The organism is Streptomyces sp. GDS52 (genome assembly GCF_052246875.1).
Classification (GTDB): Bacteria; Actinomycetota; Actinomycetes; order Streptomycetales; family Streptomycetaceae; genus Streptomyces; species Streptomyces cathayae.
On the sequence record NZ_CM125966.1, the window covers coordinates 849703 to 870508 of the forward strand.

Below are 20806 nucleotides of genomic sequence, written 5' to 3' on the forward strand. Positions count from 1 at the left end.
GCCGTCGGATGACAGAGCGTCAGAACGCGCCGCAGGCGCGAAGGGAACGGGACCGGCCGTGGCTCATGCGCACGTACGCCGGTCACTCCACGGCCGAGGCGTCCAACGAGCTGTACCGGCGCAACCTCGCCAAGGGGCAGACGGGCCTGTCGGTCGCCTTCGACCTGCCGACCCAGACCGGGTACGACTCCGACCACGTCCTCGCCCGCGGCGAGGTCGGCCGGGTCGGCGTGCCGGTCGCGCACCTCGGTGACATGCGCCGGCTGTTCCAGGACATCCCCCTGGAGCAGATGAACACCTCGATGACGATCAACGCCACGGCCATGTGGCTGCTGGCGCTCTACCAGGTCGTCGCGGAGGAGCAGGGCGCGGACGTCACCAAGCTCCAGGGCACGACCCAGAACGACATCGTCAAGGAGTACCTGTCCCGGGGGACGCACGTCTTCCCGCCGGGGCCCTCGCTCCGTCTGACGACGGACATGATCGCGTACACGGTCTCCCACATGCCCAAGTGGAACCCGATCAACATCTGCAGCTACCACCTGCAGGAGGCGGGCGCCACGCCGGTGCAGGAGATCGCGTACGCGATGTCCACCGCGATCGCCGTGCTGGACGCGGTGCGCGACAGCGGCCAGGTGCCGCAGGAGCGCATGGGCGACGTCGTCGGCCGCATCTCCTTCTTCGTGAACGCGGGCGTCCGCTTCGTCGAGGAGATGTGCAAGATGCGCGCCTTCGGCCGGATCTGGGACCGCATCACCCGTGAGCGGTACGGCATCGAGAACCCCAAGCACCGCCGCTTCCGCTACGGCGTCCAGGTCAACTCCCTGGGCCTGACCGAGGCGCAGCCGGAGAACAACGTCCAGCGGATCGTGCTGGAGATGCTGGCGGTCACCCTCTCCAAGGACGCCCGCGCGCGTGCCGTGCAGCTGCCGGCCTGGAACGAGGCGCTGGGCCTGCCCCGGCCCTGGGACCAGCAGTGGTCGCTGCGCATCCAGCAGGTGCTGGCGCACGAGAGCGACCTGCTGGAGTACGAGGACATCTTCGAGGGCTCGAAGGTGATCGAGGCGAAGGTCGACGAGCTGGTCGAGTCGTCGTTCGCGGAGATCGAGCGCATCCAGGAGATGGGCGGCGCGATGGCCGCCGTCGAGTCCGGCTACCTGAAGTCGCAGCTGGTCGCCTCGCACGCCGAGCGCCGGGCCCGGATCGAGTCGGGCCAGGAGAAGATCATCGGCGTCAACGCCTTCGAGGGCACCGAGCCGAACCCGCTGACCGCCGACCTGGACACCGCGATCCAGACCGTCGACCCGGCGGTGGAGGCGCGCGTCGTCGCCGCGCTGCGGAACTGGCGCGACACCCGCTACCAGCCGCCTTTCAACCACCCGCGCCCCTGCAAGGCGCTGGAGAGGCTGAAGGAGGCCGCGCGCGGCACCGAGAACCTCATGGAGGCCACCCTGGAGTGCGCCCGGGCCGGCGCCACGACCGGCGAGTGGGCCGGGGCCCTGCGCGAGGTGTTCGGCGAGTTCCGCGCGCCGACCGGCGTCTCGTCGGCGCCGGTCGCGGTCGCCGCCGAGGAGGGCTCGGCCCTGTCCGAGGTGCGCCGCAAGGTGGACCTGACGGCCAGGGACCTGGGCGTCGGCAAGCTGCGGTTCCTGGTCGGCAAGCCCGGCCTGGACGGCCACTCCAACGGCGCCGAGCAGATCGCCGTGCGGGCCCGCGACGCCGGGTTCGAGGTGGTCTACCAGGGCATCCGGCTCACCCCGGAGCAGATCGTGGACGCCGCCCTCGCCGAGGACGTGCACGCGGTGGGCCTGTCCATCCTGTCCGGCTCGCACGCCCAGCTCGTCCCGGACGTGCTGGAACGCCTCCATGTGGCCGGTGCCACAGATATACCGGTGATCGCCGGTGGCATCATCCCGAACGGTGACGCCGAAGAACTGCGGGCCGCGGGAGTCGCCGCGGTCTTCACCCCGAAGGACTTCGACATCACCGGCATCATCGGCCGGATCGTCGACGAGATCCGGAACGCGAACAAGCTCGACCCCCTGGAGGTCCCCGCATGACGACCGTCAACCGGCTCCGCCCCCGGCGCTCCTGCCTGGCCGTACCCGGCTCGAACCCGCGCTTCCTGGAGAAGGCCCAGGGCCTCCCCGCCGACCAGGTCTTCCTGGACCTGGAGGACGCCTGCGCGCCGCTGGCCAAGCCCGAGGCGCGGCACACCATCGTCAAGTTCCTCAACGAGGGCGACTGGACCGGCAAGACCCGCGTCGTGCGCGTCAACGACTGGACCACCGAGTGGACGTACCGGGACGTCGTGACGGTCGTCGAGGGCGCCGGCCAGAACCTCGACTGCATCATGCTGCCGAAGGTCCAGGACGCCCAGCAGATCGTCGCGCTCGACCTGCTCCTCACCCAGATCGAGAAGACGATGGGCTTCGAGGTCGGCAAGATCGGCATCGAGGCGCAGATCGAGAACGCGCAGGGCCTGAACAACGTCAACGAGATCGCGCAGGCCTCCCCGCGCGTCGAGACGATCATCTTCGGCCCGGCCGACTTCATGGCGTCCATCAACATGAAGTCGCTGGTCGTGGGCGAGCAGCCGCCCGGCTACCCGGCGGACGCCTACCACTACATCCTGATGAAGATCCTGATGGCCGCCCGCGCCAACAACCTGCAGGCGATCGACGGCCCCTACCTGCAGATCCGCAACGTGGACGGCTACCGCGAGGTCGCGCAGCGCGCCGCCGCCCTCGGCTTCGACGGCAAGTGGGTGCTGCACCCGGGGCAGGTCGAGGCCTCGAACGAGATCTTCTCGCCCTCCCAGGAGGACTACGACCACGCCGAGCTGATCCTGGACGCGTACGACTACTGCACCTCCGAGGCGGGCGGCAAGAAGGGCTCCGCGATGCTCGGCGACGAGATGATCGACGAGGCCAGCCGCAAGATGGCTCTGGTCATCTCCGGCAAGGGACGCGCGGCCGGCATGCAGCGCACCAGCACGTTCGAGATCCCGGAGGCGTGACGGCCATGCAGTTCGGACGCACCTACGAGGAGTTCCAGGTCGGCGCGGTGTACAAGCACTGGCCGGGCAAGACGGTCACCGAGTACGACGACCACCTGTTCTGCCTGCTCACCATGAACCACCACCCGCTCCACATGGACGCCAACTACGCCGAGAAGACGACGGACTTCGGCAAGAACGTGGTGGTCGGCAACTACATCTACTCGCTGCTGCTCGGCATGTCCGTCCCGGACGTCTCCGGCAAGGCGATCGCCAACCTGGAGATCGAGTCGCTCCGGCACGTGGCGCCGACCTTCCACGGCGACACGCTCTACGGCGAGACGACCGTGCTCGACAAGTGGCCGTCGAAGTCGAAGAACGACCGCGGCATCGTCCACGTCGAGACCAAGGGCTACAAGCAGGACGGCACCCTCGTCTGCGTCTTCCGCCGCAAGGTGATGGTGCCGACCGAGACGTACATCAAGGAGCGCGGCGGCGAGCAGCCGGGCCGCCCGGAACTCAAGCAGCAGGAGAAGTAGGCCATGGCCCGTCTCGCCCAGACCGCCGGTCTGACCGACGTTCAGCAGGAGATCCTCTCCACCGTCCGCGACTTCGTGGACAAGGAGATCATCCCGGTCGCCACCGAGCTGGAGCACCGCGACGAGTACCCGCAGCAGATCGTCGACGGCCTGAAGGAACTCGGCCTGTTCGGCCTGATGATTCCCGAGGAGTACGGGGGTCTGGGCGAGTCGCTGCTCACCTACGCGCTGTGCGTGGAGGAGATCGCCCGCGGCTGGATGTCGGTGTCCGGCATCATCAACACGCACTTCATCGTGGCGTACATGCTCAAGCAGCACGGCACGCAGGAGCAGAAGGACCACTTCCTGCCCCGCATGGCGGCCGGCGACATCCGCGGCGCCTTCTCCATGTCGGAGCCGGCCCTGGGCTCGGACGTGTCGGCGATCACCTCGAAGGCGGTCAAGGACGATGGGGGCCCCTCCCGCTCGAGCGGAGCCGAGAGTGGGGGAGCGTACGTCCTGAACGGCCAGAAGATGTGGCTGACCAACGGCGGTACGTCGTCCCTGGTGGCCGTTCTGGTCCGCAGTGACGAAGGACACCCCGAGGGAACGGCGCCCCACAAGTCGATGACGACCTTCCTGGTGGAGAAGGAGCCCGGCTTCGGCGAGGTCCGCCCCGGTCTCACCATCCCCGGCAAGATCGACAAGATGGGCTACAAGGGGGTCGACACCACCGAGCTCATCATGGACGGCCTGCGGATTCCGGCGGACCGGGTGCTCGGCGGGGTCACCGGCCGCGGTTTTTACCAAATGATGGACGGCGTGGAGGTCGGCCGCGTCAATGTGGCGGCGCGTGGCTGCGGCGTCGCCCAGCGTGCCTTCGAACTCGGTGTCCGGTACGCCCAGCAGCGTCACACTTTCGGCAAGCAGATCGCCCACCATCAGGCCATTCAGTTCAAGCTCGCGGAGATGGCCACCAAGGTGGAGGCCGCGCATGCGATGATGGTGAACGCCGCACGCAAAAAGGACTCCGGCGAACGAAACGACCTGGAAGCGGGGATGGCCAAGTACCTCGCGTCCGAGTACTGCAAGGAGGTCGTCGAGGACGCCTTCCGGATCCACGGCGGGTACGGCTTCTCCAAGGAGTACGAGATCGAGCGCCTCTACCGGGAGGCCCCGATGCTGCTGATCGGAGAGGGCACCGCCGAGATCCAGAAGATGATCATCGGTCGCAGACTGCTCGAAGAGTACCGGTTCCAGGGCTGAATGTCCGGATACGGGGCGTTTTCTCGGAATAGTGGATCACGCCCCGTCAGCACCCCCCGGCCTTCGACTCGACTGCCTGGCTTACCCAGTTGTCACCCGGAGCCGCTACGATCGCCGGAAAGCCGCCGTCCCCCGTCAGTGCGCGGCACTATCCGCTACGAAGGTCATCCATGCCCCACAGCAAAACCTCTGCATCTCGCGACAGCCTCGCCGGTGTACGCCTCGCGCGCGGAGCGTCGCCGTGGCTTCTGCCGACCGTCGCCACCGCAGCCGTCAGCCTGGTCCGTGCCCGCCGCTCGGGTGCCGCCAAGGCCGTAGCCGTTCCCGCCACCGCTCTCGCGGCGGGGATGCTGTGGTTCTTCCGCGACCCCGAGCGCGAGATCGCCCGGGGCCGGGTCATCTCGCCCGCCGACGGTGTGGTGCAGAGCATCATGCCGTGGAAGGACGGCCGGACCCGTGTCGCGATCTTCATGAGCCCGCTCAACGTCCACGTCAACCGGGCGCCGCTGGCCGGCACGGTGACGTCGGTCGAGCACGTTCCCGGTGGCTTCGTTCCCGCCTTCAACAAGGAGAGCGAGAACAACGAGCGCGTGGTCTGGCACTTCGACACCGAGCTCGGTGACATCGAGATGATCCAGATCGCCGGCGCGGTGGCCCGCCGTATCGTCCCCTACCTCCCTGAGGGCACCAAGGTCGAGCAGGGCGAGCGGATCGGCCTCATCCGGTTCGGCTCCCGGGTGGATCTCTACCTGCCCGAGGGCGTCGAGATCGACGTCGAGGTGGGGCAGAAGACCGTGGCAGGGGTGACTCGAATTGACCGTGATTGATCCTGAGACACAGGCCGGCTGGGTGCCCGACGTCGACGAGGAGGACGACGAGGAGGAGATGCCTCTCTCGCTCCGCCTGTCGATAGCGGACACCCTCACCCTCGGCAACGCCACCTGCGGCTTCATGGCCGTGTACTTCACCACCACCGGCATCCTGATCCCGCACCTCACGGGCAGCCAGGAGTCCGGCATGGCCCGCCACAGCGCGGCCACCGCCGTGATCCTGATGCTGTGCGCGGCCGTCTTCGACCTGTTCGACGGTCTGGTGGCCCGGAAGCTGCGCTCCTCCCCGATGGGCGCGGAACTGGACAACCTCTCGGACCTGATCAGCTTCGGTCTGGCACCGGCGTACTTCGTCCTGGTGTACGGCATGGTCGCGGACGACGCGCACCAGAGAGTGGCCGCGGTCGGCGCGATCGTGGTGCTGCTGGCGGTGGTGCTGAGGCTGGCGAGGTTCTCCTGCGTCACGGTCAAGGACGGCACCTTCCAGGGCATGCCGTCGCCGTTCGGCGCGCTGACCGTCGTCTCGATCGTGCTGCTGGAGCTGCCGTTCGTGGCGACGGTACTGGCGATCCTGGGCACCGCCTGGCTGATGGTGAGCCGGGTCGAGTACCCGAAGCCGCGGGGCCCCCTCGCGGTGGCGATGCTGACCTGGATCGTGCTGAGCATGGGGATGCTGACGGCCTGGGCCTTCGACGCCCCCAGCGGCCAGCTGCTGCTGCAGACGGGGTGCGCGCTGCAGGTGGTGATGGGCGCGGTGATCCCGTTGTTCGCCACGGCCCGCCGGGTGAACAACTTCCGTGGCAACCGCCGCGAGGCGCGGGCCGCGCAGTCGTGACGGCACCGCGAAGGGCCCCGAACCGTTCCCCGGTTCGGGGCCCTTCGCTTTTCGGCGCGGCCGGGCGGCCTCAGCTCAGGAAGTCCCGGGCGATCCGCTCCGCGGTCCGTTCCAGGATCGGCCCCGCCTGCGCGATGCACGTCGCCACGTCCGGCTCGAGATCCGTCAGCGCGTACGCCCGCCGGATCCCCGCCCGCCCCAGCACCTCCGGCGGCAGGGTGAGCCGCCCGCACACCGCGACGACCTCCTTGCCGGCGGCGCGTGCCGCGGCGGCGACCCCCGCCGGGGCCTTGCCGTGCAGGGTCTGCTCGTCCAGCGAGCCCTCACCGGTGATCACCAGGTCGGCCCGCTCCAGCGCGGGCGCGAAACCGAGGACGTCCAGCATCACCTCGATACCGGGCCGGAACCCGGCCCCGAGGAGCAGCGCGCCGAACCCGATGCCGCCGGCCGCGCCCGCGCCCGCCGAACCGGCGAGTTCCGCGGCGGTCTTCACCCCGGCCGACTCCTCCAGCACCCGCACGAAGTGCCCGAGCGCCGCGTCCAGCCGCTCCACGTCCTGCGGCGAGGCACCCTTCTGCGGCCCGTAGACCGCCGGGGCGCCCTTCGGCCCGGTCAGCGGGTTGTCGACGTCGCTGGCGAGCACGAACCCGACCCGCCCCAGACGCGGGTCCAGGCCCGACAGATCGGCCGAGGCCAGCTCGGCGAGGCCGCCGCCGCCCGGCGCCACCGGCTCACCGCCGGCCTTCAGGAAGCGGGCGCCCAGCGCGGCCAGCATGCCGGCACCGCCGTCCGTGGTGGCGCTGCCGCCGACCCCGAACACCAGGGTGCGCGCGCCCGCGTCCAGCGCGGCCCGCAGCAGCTCGCCGGACCCGTACGTGGACGCCGTCAGCGGTGCGAGCACGCCGTCCGGAAGCCGCTGGAGCCCGCTGGCCTCCGCCATCTCCACCACGGCGGTGTCGCCGCGCAGCGCGAACACCGCCGTCACCTCGTCGCCGACGGGGCCGGTGACCCGTACCTCCCGCCGGTCGAAGCCGGCCGCGATCGCCGCCGCCACCGTGCCGTCACCGCCGTCGGCCACGGGCAGCGCCTCGACCTCGAGGCCGGGCACCACCCGGCGCAGCCCGGCCGTCACCCGCTCGGCGACCTGCACGGCCGTCAGCGACCCCTTGAACTTGTCCGCGGCGACGAGCACCCGCCGCGCTGGCTGTGCCGGCTGTGCCGATCGAGTACCGCTCACTGCAGCGTCCGCCACTTTCGCAATCCCCTTGCTCTCCGAATCCCGTACACGGGTCGGGGCCGGTCGCGCGCCCCTGCGACCCTAACCGGCGGGCACCCGCGGCGTCGCCCCCCGGACCGGCGGGCACCCGGCCGGGAGGGCACGGTCGGGAAGCCCAGCCGGGAAGCCCAGCCGGGAAGCGCAGTCGGGGCCGGAATCGGGTACACCGGACCCATGACCGCTGTGGAGACGGAACCGGAGCTCGCCGACCGCGTCCTCGGGGGCTGGCTGGGCCGGATCGCGGGCAACATGCTGGGCAAGCCGGTCGAGCAGGGCGAGGTGTGGACCCGTGAGCGCATCGACCGCTACCTGCGCCGGGCGGCGGCCCTCCCCCTCGACGACTACCTGCCCGGGCCGCTCACCGAGGGCGACCGCCGTGACCTGCGCCCCGAGTGGCGGTCCTGCGTCCGCGGCCGCGTCCACGGCAGCTGCCGGGACGACGACGTCGACTACGCGATCCTCGGCCTGCACCTGCTGGAGACCCACGGCTTCGGCTTCAGCACCGAGCAGGTGGGCGACCTGTGGCTGTCGCGGCTGCCGTACCTGCAGACGTTCACCGCGGAACGCGCGGCGTACCGGAACCTCGCGAACGGCCGCAGGCCGCCGCTGACGGCCACCTACGACAACCCGTACCAGGAGTGGATCGGCGCCCTGATCCGCGCCGACATCCACGGCTGGACGTCCCCCGGCGCGCCGCGCCGCGCGGCCTCGCTGGCCCGCCGGGACGCGGTGCTGTCGCACACCGGCAACGGGGTCTACGGCGCGATGTGGGCGGCGGCGCTGATCTCGGCGGCGTTCACGGCGTCCACGGTGCGCCGCGCCGTGGACGAGGCGCTGGCGGTGATCCCGGCGGGCTGCCGCCTGGCCCGCACCGTGCGCAGGGTGTGCGCCCTGCACGACACCGGGCTGGCCTGGGAGGAGACGCTCGCCACCGTCGAGGAGGAGACGGCGGGCCTCGGCTGGATCCACACCGTCCCGAACGCCGCCGTCCTCACCGCCGGCCTGCTGTACGGCGACGGCGACTTCACCCGCACCATCGCCCTGACCGTCCGCGGCGGCCTGGACACCGACTCCAACGGGGCGACGGCGGGCTCGGTGGCCGGCGTCCGGTGCGGTGCGCCGGCCGTCCCGGAGCAGTGGAAGGACCCGCTCCGGGACACGGTGCGCAGCGCGGTCCTCGGCTTCGACGGGGCGCGTATCAGCGAGCTGGCGGAGCGCACCCTGCGGCTGGCCCGGACGGCGGCCTGATCCCGGCTCCGAAAGAGCGGGACACGGGCGGTGCGGCCGGCGGCTCCCGTGTCTCGTGCGGCTCCCGTGTCCCATGCGGCTCGTGCGGCTCGTGCGCCCCGGCGCGTGCGCCGTCCGGTGCCGGTGCCGGGACCGGGGTGTGCTGCCGTGCGCCCGGGTCGGGCCGCTCCGTCGCCACGGTGGCGTCCCCCGGCGCCATTACCCTGCCGGTATGACCACCACGCAGGACGCTCAGGACTTCGCCGCCTACCTCGCCTCGCTCCCCCGGATCTTCGCCGGCGCGGCCGCCCTCTTCCGGGACGGTGAGGGCCGGGTGCTGCTCGTCGAGCCGAACTACCGGGAGGGGTGGACACTGCCCGGCGGCACGATCGAGTCGGACGACGGGGAGACCCCCCGGCAGGGCGCGCGGCGCGAGACGGCCGAGGAGATCGGGCTCGACCGGCCGCTCGGGCGGCTGCTCGCGGTGGACTGGGTGCAGTGGCCCGGACAGCCCCCGATGGCGGCGTACCTGTACGACGGCGGGGTGCTCGACGCGGACGACCTCGCGGCGATCCGGTTGCAGGAGGAGGAGCTGCTCTCCTGGCGGCTCGTGCCGCGCGAGGAACTGGCCGAGTATCTCCAGGGTGCCCTGGGGCGCCGGGTAGCGGCCGCCCTGGACGTCCTCGCCGACGGCTCGGGCACGGCGGAGCTGGAGAACGGGCACCGGATGAACTGACCTGTGCCCGCCCGTCGCCCCGCCCGCCGATATCCGCTCGCCGTGACGGACGGCGGCCCCTACCCTCGGCTGCATGAGCAAGCCCCTCGTCGCCCTTCTCAGCGGTGCCGGCGTCAGCACCGACTCCGGGATCCCCGACTACCGAGGCCCGAACGGGCTGTGGCGGCGGGATCCGGAGGCCGAGAAGCTCGTGACGTACGCGTACTACATGGGCGACCCGGACATCCGCCGCCGGTCCTGGCGGATGCGGCGCAAGAACCGCGCGCTCGCGGCCGAGCCGAACGCCGCGCACCGGGCCGTGGCCGAGCTGGAGCGGTCCGGGGTGCCGGTGCGGGTGATCACGCAGAACGTGGACGGGCTGCACCAGCTCGCCGGCATGCCGGCCCGCAAGGTGCTCGAGCTGCACGGCACGGTACGCGGTGTGGTGTGCACTCACTGCCATGCCCGAAGCCCCATGGAGGACGCGCTCGCCCGGGTCGAGGCCGGCGAGGAGGACCCGCCGTGCCTGGTGTGCGGCGGGATCCTCAAGTCGGCGACGGTGATGTTCGGCGAGCGGCTCGACCCCGTGGTGCTCGGCGACGCACTCGCGATCAGCAAGGCCTGCACCGTCTTCATCGCCGTCGGCACCAGCCTCCAGGTCCATCCCGCCGCCGGCCTCGCGGGCGTCGCCGCCGACCACGGCGCCCGGCTCGTCATCGTCAACGCCGAGCCGACGCCCTACGACGACCGCGCCGACGAGATCATCCGGGAGCCGATCGGCACGGCCCTGCCCGCGCTGCTCGGCCGGATCGCGGCCTAGCCCGGATCGCCGCTCAGAACAGGGCCGTCCCCCGCTCGAAGTCCAGCAGACGCTGCTTGCGCGCCAGGCCTCCGCCGTAGCCGGTGAGGCCTCCGCTCGCACCGATGACGCGGTGACAGGGGACGATGATGCCGATCGGGTTGCGGCCGTTGGCGAGGCCGACCGCGCGGGAGGCCTGGGGGTTGCCGAGGGCATCGGCGAGCTGTCCGTAGGAACGGGTCTCGCCGTACGGGATGCGTGTCAGCTGCTCCCAGACGCGGCGCTGGAACGGGGTGCCGTGCAGGCGCAGTTCGAGGGTGAACTCCTTCGACTCGCCCGCGAAGTAGGCCTTCAGCTGTTCCTTCGCCGCGGGGCAGACGGTGTCGTCTCGGTCTCCGAAGGTCTCCTCCCGGGGGCGGTGGCGCTGGTCGGTCATGTAGAGGCCGCACAGGACGCCGTCCTCGGCGACGAGCGTCAGGGGGCCGTAGGGGCTGTCGATCACAGTGTGCTGTTTCATCGGCGGTGACTCTCTGTTGCTCAGGGTTTCCTCGGAGTTTCTTCAGGGTTTCCTCAGGCCGGCAGGAAGTTGATCGGGTGGTCGTCCGTCGCCCACAGGTACTGGACCGCGTACGCCCGCCAGGGCCGCCAGGCCGCCGCGCGTGCGGTGAGCGCGGCCGGGGTGGACGGCAGGCCGAGTTCGCGGGCGGCGCGGCGGATGCCGAGGTCGGTGGGGAGGAAGGCGTCGGGGTCGCCCAGGGCGCGCAGGGCGATGACGTCGGCCGTCCAGGGGCCGAAGCCGGGCAGGGCGAGGAGTTTCTCGCGGGTCTCGGGCCAGTCGCTCCCGACGCCCAGCCGGAGGTCGCCGTCGGCGAGTCGGCGGACCAGGGTGGTGAAGGTGGTGCGGCGGGTGCGGGGCATGGCCAGGGTCTCGGGATCCAGGTCGGCCAGTGCCTCGGGCGGCGGGAAGAGGTGGGTGAGGCCGCCTTCGGGGTCCGGGTCGTCCACCGGCTCGCCGTGCGCGACGACCAGCCGGGCCGCGTGGGTGCGGGCGGCGGCCGTGGAGACCTGCTGGCCGAGCACGGCCCGGAGGGCGAACTCCGCCTCGTCGACCGTACGCGGGACCCGGCGGCCGGGCGCCTTGTCGACCAGCGGTGCGAGCACCGGGTCGGTGCGCAGCCGGTCGTCGACGGCCACCGGGTCGGCGTCCAGGTCGAGCAGCCGGCGGCAGCGGCTGATGGCGACGGTGAGGTCGCGCGGGTCGGTGAGGGTGAGGCGGCAGGCGATGTGGTCGGGCCGCGGGGCCAGGGCCACGACGCCGTGCCCGTACGGCAGCCGCAGCGTGCGCCGGTAGGCGCCGTCCCGCCACTCCTCCACGCCGGGTACGGCGGTCGCGGCGAGGTGGCCGAAGAGGTTGTCGGGGTTGAGCGGGGCGCGGAACGGCAGGCGCAGGGACAGCGCGCCGGGAGTGCCGCCGGGGGCGCTCGTGGGGGTGCCGGGAGTGCGCCGCGGCGCACGGGCACGCAGGTCGCTCGGGGCGAGGGCGAAGACCTCGCGCACCGTGTCGTTGAAGGAGCGGACGGAGGAGAACCCGGCGGCGAAGGCGATCTCCGTCATCGGCAGGGCCGTCGTCTCGATGAGCAGCCGCGCGGTCTGGGCGCGCTGGGCCCGGGCGAGGGCGAGGGGGCCGGCGCCCAGTTCGGCGAGCAGTTGGCGTTCCACCTGCCGGGTGCTGTAGCCGAGCCGGGCGGCGAGGCCGGGCACGCCCTCCCGGTCCACGGTCCCGTCGGCGATCAGCCGCATGGCGCGGGCCACTGCGTCGGCGCGCTGGTTCCACTCCGGGGATCCGGGGCTGGTGTCGGGGCGGCACCGCTTGCAGGCCCGGAATCCCGCCTGCTGGCAGGCCGCCGCGCTCGGCTGGAAGACCATGTTCTCGGGCTTGGGCGGTACCGCCGGACAGCTGGGCCGGCAGTAGATGCCGGTGGTCAGGACGGCGGTGAAGAACCAGCCGTCGAACCGCGCGTCCTTGGACCGGACGGCCCGCACGCAGCGTTCGGTGTCGGTGTGCATCCCCTTCTGCATGGGTCCAGCATCGGGGACGGAGCGGGCGGGGTCTCGCAGGAATCCGTCATGAACCTCGGTCGGTCTCGCCTATGCCGTCCGAGGCGGTGCCGGATGCGTCCACCAGGACCCACCAGGACGGGGACGACCTCGCGGAGGTCGCCCCCGTCTTCCGGGCCCACCGCCGGACCTTCCATGGCCGTCGGACGGGTCAGCCGACCGGTGCCGGCTCCGCCGGTGCCTCCGGCGTCTCCTGCGGGTCGCCGCTGATCGGCAGGACCTCGGCGTCGGAGGCCCGCACGAGGCGCGGTCCCGCCGGTCCGTACACCCCGCGCGGCTCGGGGAACAGGGCGAGGAGGGCCAGGTAGAGCACCGCCGCGAGGACCAGGCCGACCGGCAGCGAGATGTCCATGCCGTCGGCCAGGTTGCCGAGCGGTCCGACGAACTGGCCGGGCAGGTTGGTGAAGAGCAGGGCCACCGTGGCGGAGACCAGCCAGGTGGCCAGGCCGCGCCAGTTCCAGCCGTGGCTGAACCAGTAGCGCCCGCCCGTGCGGCGCTGGTTGAAGACCTGGAGCGCCTCCGGGTCGTACCAGCCCCGGCGGGTGACGTAGCCGAGGGCCATCACGATCATCCACGGCGCGGTGCAGGTGATGATCAGGGTGGCGAAGGTGGAGATCGACTGCGTGAGGTTCAGCCAGAACCGGCCGACGAAGATGAACCCGATGGACAGGACGCCGATGAGGATCGTCGCCTGGACGCGGCTGAAGCGGGTGAAGACGCTGCAGAAGTCCAGTCCGGTGCCGTACAGCGCGGTCGTGCCGGTGGACAGGCCGCCGATCAGCGCGATGAGGCAGAGCGGCAGGAAGTACCAGCCGGGCGCGATCGCGAGCAGGCCGCCGACGTAGTTGGGCGCGGCCGGGTCGAAGTACTTCCCGGCCTGGGTGGCGATGACCGACGCGGTGGCCAGACCGAAGACGAACGGCAGCAGGGTGGCGATCTGGGCCAGGAACGCGGCGCCCATCACCCGCCGGCGGGGCGTCGCGGCCGGGATGTAGCGGGACCAGTCGCCGAGGAACGCGCCGAAGGAGACCGGGTTGGAAAGCACGATCAGCGCGGAGCCGATGAAGGACGGCCAGAACAGCGGGTCGGCGGTCGAGGCGAAGGCGCCCGCGTAGCCGGGGTCGAAGTCGCCGGCGAAGGCGAAGGCCCCCAGCACGAACAGGGCCGAGGCCGCCACCACGGCGATCTTGTTGACCAGCAGCATGAAGCGGAAGCCGTAGATGCAGACCACGAGCACCAGACCGGCGAAGACCGCGTACGCCGCGGCGTACGTCAGTGTCGACTCGGGCACCCCCAGCATCCGGTGCGCGCCGCCGACCAGGGCGTCGCCGGAGGACCACACCGAGATCGAGAAGAAGGCGACCGCGGTGAGCAGCGCGAGGAAGGAGCCGACGACTCTTCCGTGCACTCCCAGGTGGGCGGAGGAGGAGACGGAGTTGCTGGTGCCGTTGGCGGGTCCGAAGAGCGCCATCGGCGCGAGCAGCAGAGCGCCCGCCACCAGGCCGAGCACGGTCGCCGCGAGCCCCTGCCAGAAGGAGAGGCCGAACAGGATGGGGAAGGAACCCAGCACGCACGTCGCGAAGGTGTTGGCGCCGCCGAAGGCGAGCCGGAACAGGTCGAGCGGACGGGCCGTACGGTCCTCGTCCGGGATCTGCTCGACACCATGAGTCTCGATTTCGGTGACCGAGGTCGCCATGGGCTCTTCACCTGCCGTTCGTGCCGGGGGACGGCTCCACAGTCTGAGCCCCTTGCTGACCTGCGACAATGGTGGCAATCACAGAGAGATAGCCTCATATATGTGGCCACCGACAAACTCACCGTCGAGGATCTGCTCTCCTTCCCCGCCCTCCAGCTGTCGGTGAAGGCGGGCCGCAACGGCCTCGGCCGCTCCGTATCGTGGGCGCACGTATGCGAGTTGGACGACCCGACGCCCTGGCTGCTGGGGGCGGAGGTCATCATGACGACGGGGCTCGCGATCCCCCGGAGCGCCGCCGGGCAGCGCCGTTTCCTGGAGCTGCTGGACGACGCCGGGGTCTCCGCGCTGGCCCTGTCGGCGCAGCTGCACACGCCCCCGCTGCACGACGTTTTCTTCCGGACGGCCGAGGAGCGGGACTTCCCGGTGCTGGAGGTACCGCTCGCCGTTCCGTTCATCGCGGTGTCCCAGGAGGTCGCCGCTGCGGTGCAGGACGACGCGCGGCACCGGCTGGGCGCACAGCTGCAGGTCTTCGGCTCGCTGCGCTGGCTGGTCGCCGAGGACCTCGACACGCCGTCACTCCTGCGCCGCCTCGAACGTCTGTCCGGGTACGACGTGTACCTCTGCACCCCGCAGGGCCGCCCGCTGCTGCCCGGGGTGCCCACCCCCGACCCGGACGTCCTGCCCTCCTCGGTGGACGCCCCGCCGACCGTCCCCGGCGGCTTCGTCCTGCCCGTGCCGGCGCCCGGCGGCCCGGCGGGCTTCCTGGTGGCGTACGAGCGGCAGGGCGCCCAGCCCGCCGGTCTGGCGGTCGTCCAGCACATCGCCACGGTGGCGGCGCTGCAGGTGGCGATGGTGCGCAACGAGCGCGAGACGCTGCGCCGCGAGGGCGCCGAGACCCTGGCGGAGCTGCTCCAGGAGGTGCTCGACCCGGCGGCCGCCCGCCGCCGGCTCGCCCGGCACTCCATCGAGGGCGACGCTGCCCTGTTCGTCGTCCGGCACACCCCCGACGAGGCGCTGCTGCACTGCCTCGAGGACCACCCCCACCTGCTGCTCACCCGCGGCGGAGACCGCTATGTGCTCGGCGCTCCGGAGCTGGCCGACGCCGTCGGCGGGCTGCCGGCCGTGGCGGCCGGGATGAGCCGCCCCTTCCGTCCCGGCGCGGCCCTGAAGGTCGCCCAGCGCGAGGCCCTGTGGGCGGTGGCGAAGGCGGTCGAGTCGGGCCGCCCGCTGGTCCGGTACGGCGCCGACGCGACGGGCCGCTGGCTGCCCGAGGATCCCGCGGTGCTGAACGCGCTGGTCGACCACGTGCTCGGCGAGGTGCTGCGCTACGACGCGGCCCACGACTCCCAGCTGCTGGTCTCCGTCCGCACCTGGATGGAGCGCGACCGCCGCACCGAGACCGCCGCGGCGGCGCTGCACATCCACCCGAACACGCTCGCCTACCGCCTGCGCCGCTTCGGCGTCCTCTCCGGCCGCGACCTGTCCTCCACCGGCGCGCTCACGGAGGTGTGGCTCGCCATCCAGGCGGCGGGCGCCCTGGGCCTCACCGACTGACGCCCGCCGCCGGAGGGCCCCGCCGGGTGTCGCGGGCCGGACGGTGCCCTCACGACGGGCCCTGGCCCCTTCCACTGCTTCCGCTGCTTCCACTGTCCGGGGCCGGCCCGGTCACCCGGGTCCGGGCCCACGTCAGGAGCTCGGGGTCGTCCAGGGAGGGCACCCACAGGTCGGCCCCGCCCTCGTCCCCGTCGTCCGGCCGGGGGCCGACGCCGAGCACCCGCAGTCCGGCCCGGCGGGCCGACTCCACACCGGTCAGGGAGTCCTCGACCGCCAGCGCCCGCTCGGGGCGGACCCCGCACAGCCGGACCGCCTCGGCGTAGACGTCGGGCCACGGCTTGGGCCGCACCGCCTCCGCCGCGGGCGCCCCGCCCGGGCCGTCCGCCTCCCGCGGCGCCCCGGACGGAACGACGACGTGCCGGAAGCGCTCCCGCAGTCCGGCCCGGGCGAGGCTCTCCTCGACCACCTCCAGCGGGCAGTTGCTGGCCACCGCCAGGGGCAGCCGGCTGGAGAGCAACCGGACCAGTTCGACGGCTCCCGGCATCGTCACCGGGTCGTCGGCGACGAGGGACAGGAAGTTCGCGAGGAGCGACGCGGTCAGGTCGGCCGTCAGCTCGGGCTTGCGCACCGACTCCGCCATCAGCCGCCCGCAGTCGGCGTAGTGCACGCCCTTGGCCTGCTCCGCGAACCCCGGCGGGGCCTGGAGCCCGAAGTTCCGGAAGGCCAGGCGGCGGGCTTCCTGCCAGTGGCGTTCGCTGTCCATCAGCGTGCCGTCGCAGTCGAAGACGACTGCTTCGGGGGACCAGTCGAGCAGAGGGTGTACCGGAGTGGTCACAGCTGCCTCCTGAAGGGGCGGGCGGTCACACGCGGCGTGACCGCGATCCGGGTCTGACGGTGTCTCGTGCCGGGTGCGCCACAGATCGGCGCACGTCAGGGAGCAACCGGAATACGGAATTGCGCGCATTCCTGACGTTCGGCAATAAACGGAAACATCACGACCGTTACGTTATTTCCGCTCCGGAGGGTGCGGCAATGACCACAAGGAGTTATCGACGGTGAGGGTGACCGGGGTGTATGGCCTCACGGACCCCGACCGGGCCGGCCGGAAGTACGATCCGTCAACGAGGCTCCACCATGCGGAAGTTGAGGCATATTCACTGGGCAGCCCGCGCCGGCGGCGCCGGACCGCACAGCCACCGCGCGAGGCCGGAACAACAGCGGACCGGCCCCATTACCACTCGCCCGCGTTCATCCTCGAAAGAAATGCGTAATTACCGCGTGAGCGTGACCCTTATTTGCTCCCGGCGTACGCGGGCGCACTACATTCGTCGTTGTCGGAGAAATTGAGCGAAGGTGGACAGGACGTTGCAGGAACGGGCCAGAGCAACCCGCAGAGCACTCCTGGAAGCAGCCGCCTTCCTCTTCGCCGAACGCGGCTACGCGGGCACCAGCGTCAACGACATAAGCAGCAGGTCGGGGCGGACCAGCGGCTCGGTCTACTTCCACTACGCCAGCAAGGAGGGCATCGCCCTCGCCGTGGTCCAGGACCGTTTCGCCACCTGGCCGGACCTCACCGCACGGTACACGGACGAGACGGTCCCGCCGCTGGAGCGTCTCGTCGCCCTGAGCTACGACATCGCCCACGCCCTCTCCGGGGACCCCGTCACGCGCGCGGGCGCACGCCTGTGGGCCGAACGCGAGACCGTCAACACCGCGCTCCCCAACCCCTTCCTCCTGTGGACAGCCGCCACCACCCGCCTCCTCGCCCAGGCGCGCAGCACCGGCCACCTGGCGCCCCACGTCCGCCCCGCCCGCACCGCCCGCACCCTGGTCCGCGCGTTCTTCGGCCTCTGCTCCCTGACCGAGGCGCTCGAGGGCGCGGCCACCGTCCCCGACCGCCTCACCGACTGGTGGCACCTGACCCTCCCCTCACTCCAGCCGGCCCCTCTTCCCACCGCAGCCCCGGGTGAGGCGCCGAGGGTCACGTGAGGCTCCGGGGTGCCGTCGCGCACTCGGCCCATACGGTCTTTCCGGGCCCCGGGCGGTCGCGTACACCCCAGTCGACGGCGAGCGCGTCGACGAGAACCAGCCCACGACCACCGCCCTCGTCCGTGCCGGGGACCCTGCGCGCCGGCAGGGCGGGATGGGTGTCGGACACCTCGATCCGGATCAGGCCCTTGCCGTCGTCGTGGACGAGACGGAGGGCGAAGTCCCGCCCCGGGACGCGGCCGTGCAGAACCCCGTTCGCGGTGAGCTCCCCGACGACGAGGACGACGGTGTCGTGCACTTCGGTGCCGTGCGGGAGGCCCCACTCGGTGAGTTGGTGCGCGGCGAGCAGCCGGGCGAGGCGCGCACCGCGCCGGGTGGCGGAGAAGCGCTGTGCGAAGGAGCGCGCCGGAGCCGGCGTCGGGGTGTGAGGAGCTTGCATGAGGGCCAGCCTGCTGGTTGCTGACGCCCCGTCGGCAGGTCCGCCCCTGATACAGCTCCCGCTGTACTGGTGCACACGCTGGACCGGACTGCTCGCCGTGCGTGACGATGTGCGTGCCGAGCGTGGCGCAGCGCGCCCGGCACATGGCACGGCACGCGTTCGGGTCCGGCACGGACAACGAGGCCCGGCGGCACAGGGGAAGGCGGCTGCGATGGCGACGGACAACGGCGGCGGGGCGGGCGGGGGCGGGAACTGCGAGCCGGAACTCTCGGACAGCTTGAAGACCTTCGGCGCGGTCCTCAAAGTCCTACGGGAAGAAGCCCGCCTGACGCAGGAGCAGTTCGCACCGCTGGTGCGGTACTCGACTGCGTACATCGCCAAGATCGAGCAGGGGAAGCGCTTCCCGCCCCGGGACCTGCTGGACCGCTCGGAGGAGATTCTGGGCGCGACCGCGGCACGCGTCCTGGCAGCGGCGGCACGGAGCCTGACCCGCAAGGCGGGGCTGGCGTCCTGGTTCCGGCAGTGGGCGGGCATCGAGGAGGAGGCCATCTCGCTGTATGCGTACGAGTGCCGGGCGATTCCGGGGTTGTTGCAGCCTGAGCCGTACATCAGGGCCATCTTCGAGCGGCGGCTGCCACCCCTCTCGGAGGATCAGATCGAACGCCAGGTCACCGCGCGCCTGGAACGGCAACAGCTCCTGACCGAGCGGCCGAACACAGCCTTCAGCTTTGTCATCGAACAGGCTCTTCTTGAACGGCACATGGGCGGACCAGAGGTCGCGCGTCAGTTGCTGGACCACCTGCTGAAGGAAGGCGTTCGACGGAACGTGGAGATCCAGGTGATGCCCTTGCGGCAGTACGATCACGCCGGGATCGACGGCCTGATGTACCTGGCGGAGACACCTCAGCATGAGTGGGTGGGCTACTCCGAAGGTCAGCAGTCAAGCATCTTGATCACGTCACCGAAAGACGTCAGCGCGATGCTCCAACGCTATGGCAAGCTGCGTTCGCAGGCCCTCGGCCGCGAAGCCACAGCAAGCCTGCTGGAGCAGATGCGAGGAGCACTATGAGTACCACTGAACTGACCTGGTCCAAGAGCAGTTACAGCGGCAGCTCTGGCGACAACTGCATCGAGGTCGCCGTGCGGACCGAGACAGTCCTTGTCCGCGACTCGAAGGACACCCGGAGACACTCCCTGGCCGTCTCCTTCGGCGCCTGGTCGGCGTTCACGGCGCTGGCAGCCGACTCGCGCGTCTGAACCTCCGGTGGGGCAGCGCCCCTCGTTGCCCCACCGAACCTCTCACGACTACTCGACATCCAGCACGAACTGCTTCGCTGCCTCGCTCCGAGCCGAGCCCCGCTCCAGCACCCGCAGCCTCGCCCTCCCGCGGGTTTCAGTTGGTGCGGAGGCCGGTGCGGGTGCCTCGGCGGGCGCGAATTTCGCGCAGTGACAGCACGAGGGCGGCAAGGTTGAGAGGGAACGCGACGGCGTTGGCGATCTGTGGAATGTCGACGGCACGCAGCAGGCTGGCGGTGGTCGCGATCAGGAAGAGGGCCAAGGGGAGGTATCTACGCCATGTGGGGAGGTCTCGCATCCGGGCAACGGTGACCGAGCACCAGAGAGTGAGGCAGAAGCCCGTGATGCCCAGGGCAGCGATTGCGATCAGCACAGGGAGGTTGCCTTTCCAGGAGGCCGCTTCGGTTGGACGTGACGGCCTGCGCGGTGAGTGTGCGAAAGGGGAGTCCCCGTGACAGTTCCACGAGGACCCCACACTATGGGCTACCGGCGTACCGAGGTCAGCCGCGTGCTTGACCCCGCATAGACATCGAGGTGGCACGGTCGCCCAAGGAAGACGTTCTCGACCTGGCGCTCAGCAACTCCTGCGGGTTCGAAGATCAGAATGCCGTCCTGGCGATCGCCCGGGCATGACCGGACGGGGGCGCCACAGCCGGACGCAGCAGACGAGGTGCCCGCGACGCGGACGTGGCCCGTTCTCGTCCGTTGATTCAGTTTTCCCAACACATGCTGTAACACTGACGGTTGGTACACCACACGATCTTCACCGTGCGCCCGAGAGCACTCACCCGATCCCGAAAGGCAGCACGCCATGCCCCCTTCCGAGACGGCAGCCCTCAGCCCCGCCACCCTCCTGGCGGCCATGCCCTTCGCGACACAGCTGGGCATCGAACTCCACGAGGTCGCCCCCGGCCGGACCACAGGCAGTCTGCCCTGGTCCCCGGAGGCCTGCACCGCGGGCGGAATCCTGCACGGCGGAGCCCTGATGGCGCTGGCCGACTCCGTCGGCGCGGTCTGCGCCTACCTCAACCTCCCGCCGGGCGCCGGGACGTCCACGGTCGAGTCCAAGACCAACTTCCTGCGGGGAGTGGCCTCCGGGCGGGTCCACGCCACGGCCCGCCCCCTGCACGTCGGCGGCACCCTCGTCGTCGTGCAGACCGACCTGCGGGACGACGAGGACCGACTGGTGGGGCAGACCACCCAGACCCAGATCGTGCTCGCGGCGAAGGACGGCGCCACGAACTGACCCC

At 71.3% G+C, this 20806-nt stretch carries 21 protein-coding genes; 14 read left to right on the forward strand and 7 right to left on the reverse strand.

What is annotated here, in order from left to right:
• The first annotated feature begins 8 nt into the window (after positions 1-8).
• The 6 genes from ACTWJ9_RS03875 (at position 9) to pssA (ending at position 6447) form a co-directional block, all read left to right on the forward strand.
• Positions 9-2060, forward strand: coding sequence for a protein meaA (locus ACTWJ9_RS03875; protein ID WP_279332626.1), 2052 nt, complete (start codon positions 9-11; stop codon positions 2058-2060).
• A complete protein-coding gene (locus ACTWJ9_RS03880; RefSeq protein ID WP_279332627.1) occupies positions 2057-3019 on the forward strand; it encodes an HpcH/HpaI aldolase/citrate lyase family protein in 963 nt (320 codons plus the stop codon). Before ACTWJ9_RS03875 ends, ACTWJ9_RS03880 begins: the two co-directional genes overlap by 4 nt.
• A 5-nt stretch (positions 3020-3024) precedes the next feature.
• A complete protein-coding gene (locus ACTWJ9_RS03885) occupies positions 3025-3537 on the forward strand; it encodes a MaoC family dehydratase (RefSeq protein ID WP_279332628.1) in 513 nt (170 codons plus the stop codon).
• Positions 3538-3540: 3 nt separating this feature from the next.
• A complete protein-coding gene (locus ACTWJ9_RS03890) occupies positions 3541-4782 on the forward strand; it encodes an acyl-CoA dehydrogenase family protein (protein WP_279332629.1) in 1242 nt (413 codons plus the stop codon).
• 170 nt (positions 4783-4952) lie between these two features.
• Positions 4953-5609 carry a phosphatidylserine decarboxylase gene (locus ACTWJ9_RS03895; RefSeq protein ID WP_279332630.1) on the forward strand — a complete coding sequence of 219 codons (657 nt, stop codon included), beginning with the start codon at positions 4953-4955 and terminating at the stop codon, positions 5607-5609.
• A gap of 22 nt (positions 5610-5631) precedes the next feature.
• A complete protein-coding gene (gene pssA / locus ACTWJ9_RS03900; protein WP_388705297.1) occupies positions 5632-6447 on the forward strand; it encodes a CDP-diacylglycerol--serine O-phosphatidyltransferase in 816 nt (271 codons plus the stop codon).
• Positions 6448-6517: 70 nt separating this feature from the next.
• Here the strand turns inward: pssA and ACTWJ9_RS03905 are convergent, their stop codons facing one another.
• Positions 6518-7699, reverse strand: coding sequence for a glycerate kinase (locus ACTWJ9_RS03905; RefSeq protein ID WP_387035596.1), 1182 nt, complete (start codon positions 7697-7699; stop codon positions 6518-6520).
• Positions 7700-7897: 198 nt separating this feature from the next.
• Here ACTWJ9_RS03905 and ACTWJ9_RS03910 point away from each other — a divergent pair, with 198 nt between their 5' ends.
• The 3 genes from ACTWJ9_RS03910 to ACTWJ9_RS03920 all read left to right on the forward strand — a co-directional run bounded on the left by ACTWJ9_RS03910 (position 7898) and on the right by ACTWJ9_RS03920 (position 10485).
• A complete protein-coding gene (locus tag ACTWJ9_RS03910; RefSeq protein WP_388705132.1) occupies positions 7898-8971 on the forward strand; it encodes an ADP-ribosylglycohydrolase family protein in 1074 nt (357 codons plus the stop codon).
• Between the two features lie 211 nt (positions 8972-9182).
• Entirely contained in the window at positions 9183-9686 is a 504-nt protein-coding gene (locus ACTWJ9_RS03915; protein ID WP_387035594.1) for an NUDIX domain-containing protein, read from the forward strand.
• A 73-nt stretch (positions 9687-9759) separates the two neighbouring features.
• Positions 9760-10485: an SIR2 family NAD-dependent protein deacylase gene (locus tag ACTWJ9_RS03920; RefSeq protein ID WP_387035592.1), complete on the forward strand. Its 726-nt coding sequence runs from the start codon at positions 9760-9762 to the stop codon at positions 10483-10485.
• A 13-nt stretch (positions 10486-10498) separates the two neighbouring features.
• Here ACTWJ9_RS03920 and ACTWJ9_RS03925 read toward each other — a convergent pair whose 3' ends face one another.
• From ACTWJ9_RS03925 to ACTWJ9_RS03935, 3 genes are all read right to left on the reverse strand, one after another.
• Entirely contained in the window at positions 10499-10981 is a 483-nt protein-coding gene (locus ACTWJ9_RS03925; RefSeq protein ID WP_279332635.1) for a methylated-DNA--[protein]-cysteine S-methyltransferase, read from the reverse strand.
• Positions 10982-11034: 53 nt separating this feature from the next.
• Positions 11035-12543 carry an AlkA N-terminal domain-containing protein gene (locus ACTWJ9_RS03930; RefSeq protein ID WP_443295202.1) on the reverse strand — a complete coding sequence of 503 codons (1509 nt, stop codon included), beginning with the start codon at positions 12541-12543 and terminating at the stop codon, positions 11035-11037.
• A gap of 190 nt (positions 12544-12733) precedes the next feature.
• Positions 12734-14278, reverse strand: coding sequence for a purine-cytosine permease family protein (locus tag ACTWJ9_RS03935; protein WP_387035586.1), 1545 nt, complete (start codon positions 14276-14278; stop codon positions 12734-12736).
• A gap of 102 nt (positions 14279-14380) precedes the next feature.
• Here ACTWJ9_RS03935 and ACTWJ9_RS03940 point away from each other — a divergent pair, with 102 nt between their 5' ends.
• Positions 14381-15832: a PucR family transcriptional regulator gene (locus ACTWJ9_RS03940; RefSeq protein WP_387035584.1), complete on the forward strand. Its 1452-nt coding sequence runs from the start codon at positions 14381-14383 to the stop codon at positions 15830-15832.
• Positions 15833-15881: 49 nt separating this feature from the next.
• Here the strand turns inward: ACTWJ9_RS03940 and ACTWJ9_RS03945 are convergent, their stop codons facing one another.
• Positions 15882-16667, reverse strand: coding sequence for an HAD family hydrolase (locus ACTWJ9_RS03945; RefSeq protein WP_279332641.1), 786 nt, complete (start codon positions 16665-16667; stop codon positions 15882-15884).
• A gap of 518 nt (positions 16668-17185) precedes the next feature.
• Between ACTWJ9_RS03945 and ACTWJ9_RS03950 the strand changes: the two genes are divergently transcribed.
• Positions 17186-17821 (forward strand): ScbR family autoregulator-binding transcription factor, encoded by a 636-nt coding sequence (locus ACTWJ9_RS03950; RefSeq protein ID WP_443295203.1) that lies wholly within the window; start codon positions 17186-17188, stop codon positions 17819-17821.
• Here the strand turns inward: ACTWJ9_RS03950 and ACTWJ9_RS03955 are convergent.
• Positions 17814-18260 (reverse strand): ATP-binding protein, encoded by a 447-nt coding sequence (locus tag ACTWJ9_RS03955; protein WP_387035580.1) that lies wholly within the window; start codon positions 18258-18260, stop codon positions 17814-17816. The genes ACTWJ9_RS03950 and ACTWJ9_RS03955 overlap by 8 nt on opposite strands.
• Before the next feature lie 211 nt (positions 18261-18471).
• Here ACTWJ9_RS03955 and ACTWJ9_RS03960 point away from each other — a divergent pair, with 211 nt between their 5' ends.
• Together ACTWJ9_RS03960 and ACTWJ9_RS03965 are read left to right on the forward strand one after the other, a co-directional pair.
• A complete protein-coding gene (locus ACTWJ9_RS03960) occupies positions 18472-19329 on the forward strand; it encodes a helix-turn-helix domain-containing protein (RefSeq protein ID WP_387035578.1) in 858 nt (285 codons plus the stop codon).
• Positions 19326-19517 carry a DUF397 domain-containing protein gene (locus ACTWJ9_RS03965; protein WP_387035576.1) on the forward strand — a complete coding sequence of 64 codons (192 nt, stop codon included), beginning with the start codon at positions 19326-19328 and terminating at the stop codon, positions 19515-19517. Before ACTWJ9_RS03960 ends, ACTWJ9_RS03965 begins: the two co-directional genes overlap by 4 nt.
• A gap of 136 nt (positions 19518-19653) precedes the next feature.
• On the opposite strand, the gene ACTWJ9_RS03970 is transcribed toward ACTWJ9_RS03965, so the two are convergent.
• Positions 19654-19929: a hypothetical protein gene (locus ACTWJ9_RS03970; protein ID WP_387035574.1), complete on the reverse strand. Its 276-nt coding sequence runs from the start codon at positions 19927-19929 to the stop codon at positions 19654-19656.
• A gap of 438 nt (positions 19930-20367) precedes the next feature.
• On the opposite strand from ACTWJ9_RS03970, the gene ACTWJ9_RS03975 reads away from it, so the two are divergent.
• Positions 20368-20802 carry a PaaI family thioesterase gene (locus ACTWJ9_RS03975; RefSeq protein WP_387035572.1) on the forward strand — a complete coding sequence of 145 codons (435 nt, stop codon included), beginning with the start codon at positions 20368-20370 and terminating at the stop codon, positions 20800-20802.
• Positions 20803-20806 lie beyond the last annotated feature (4 nt).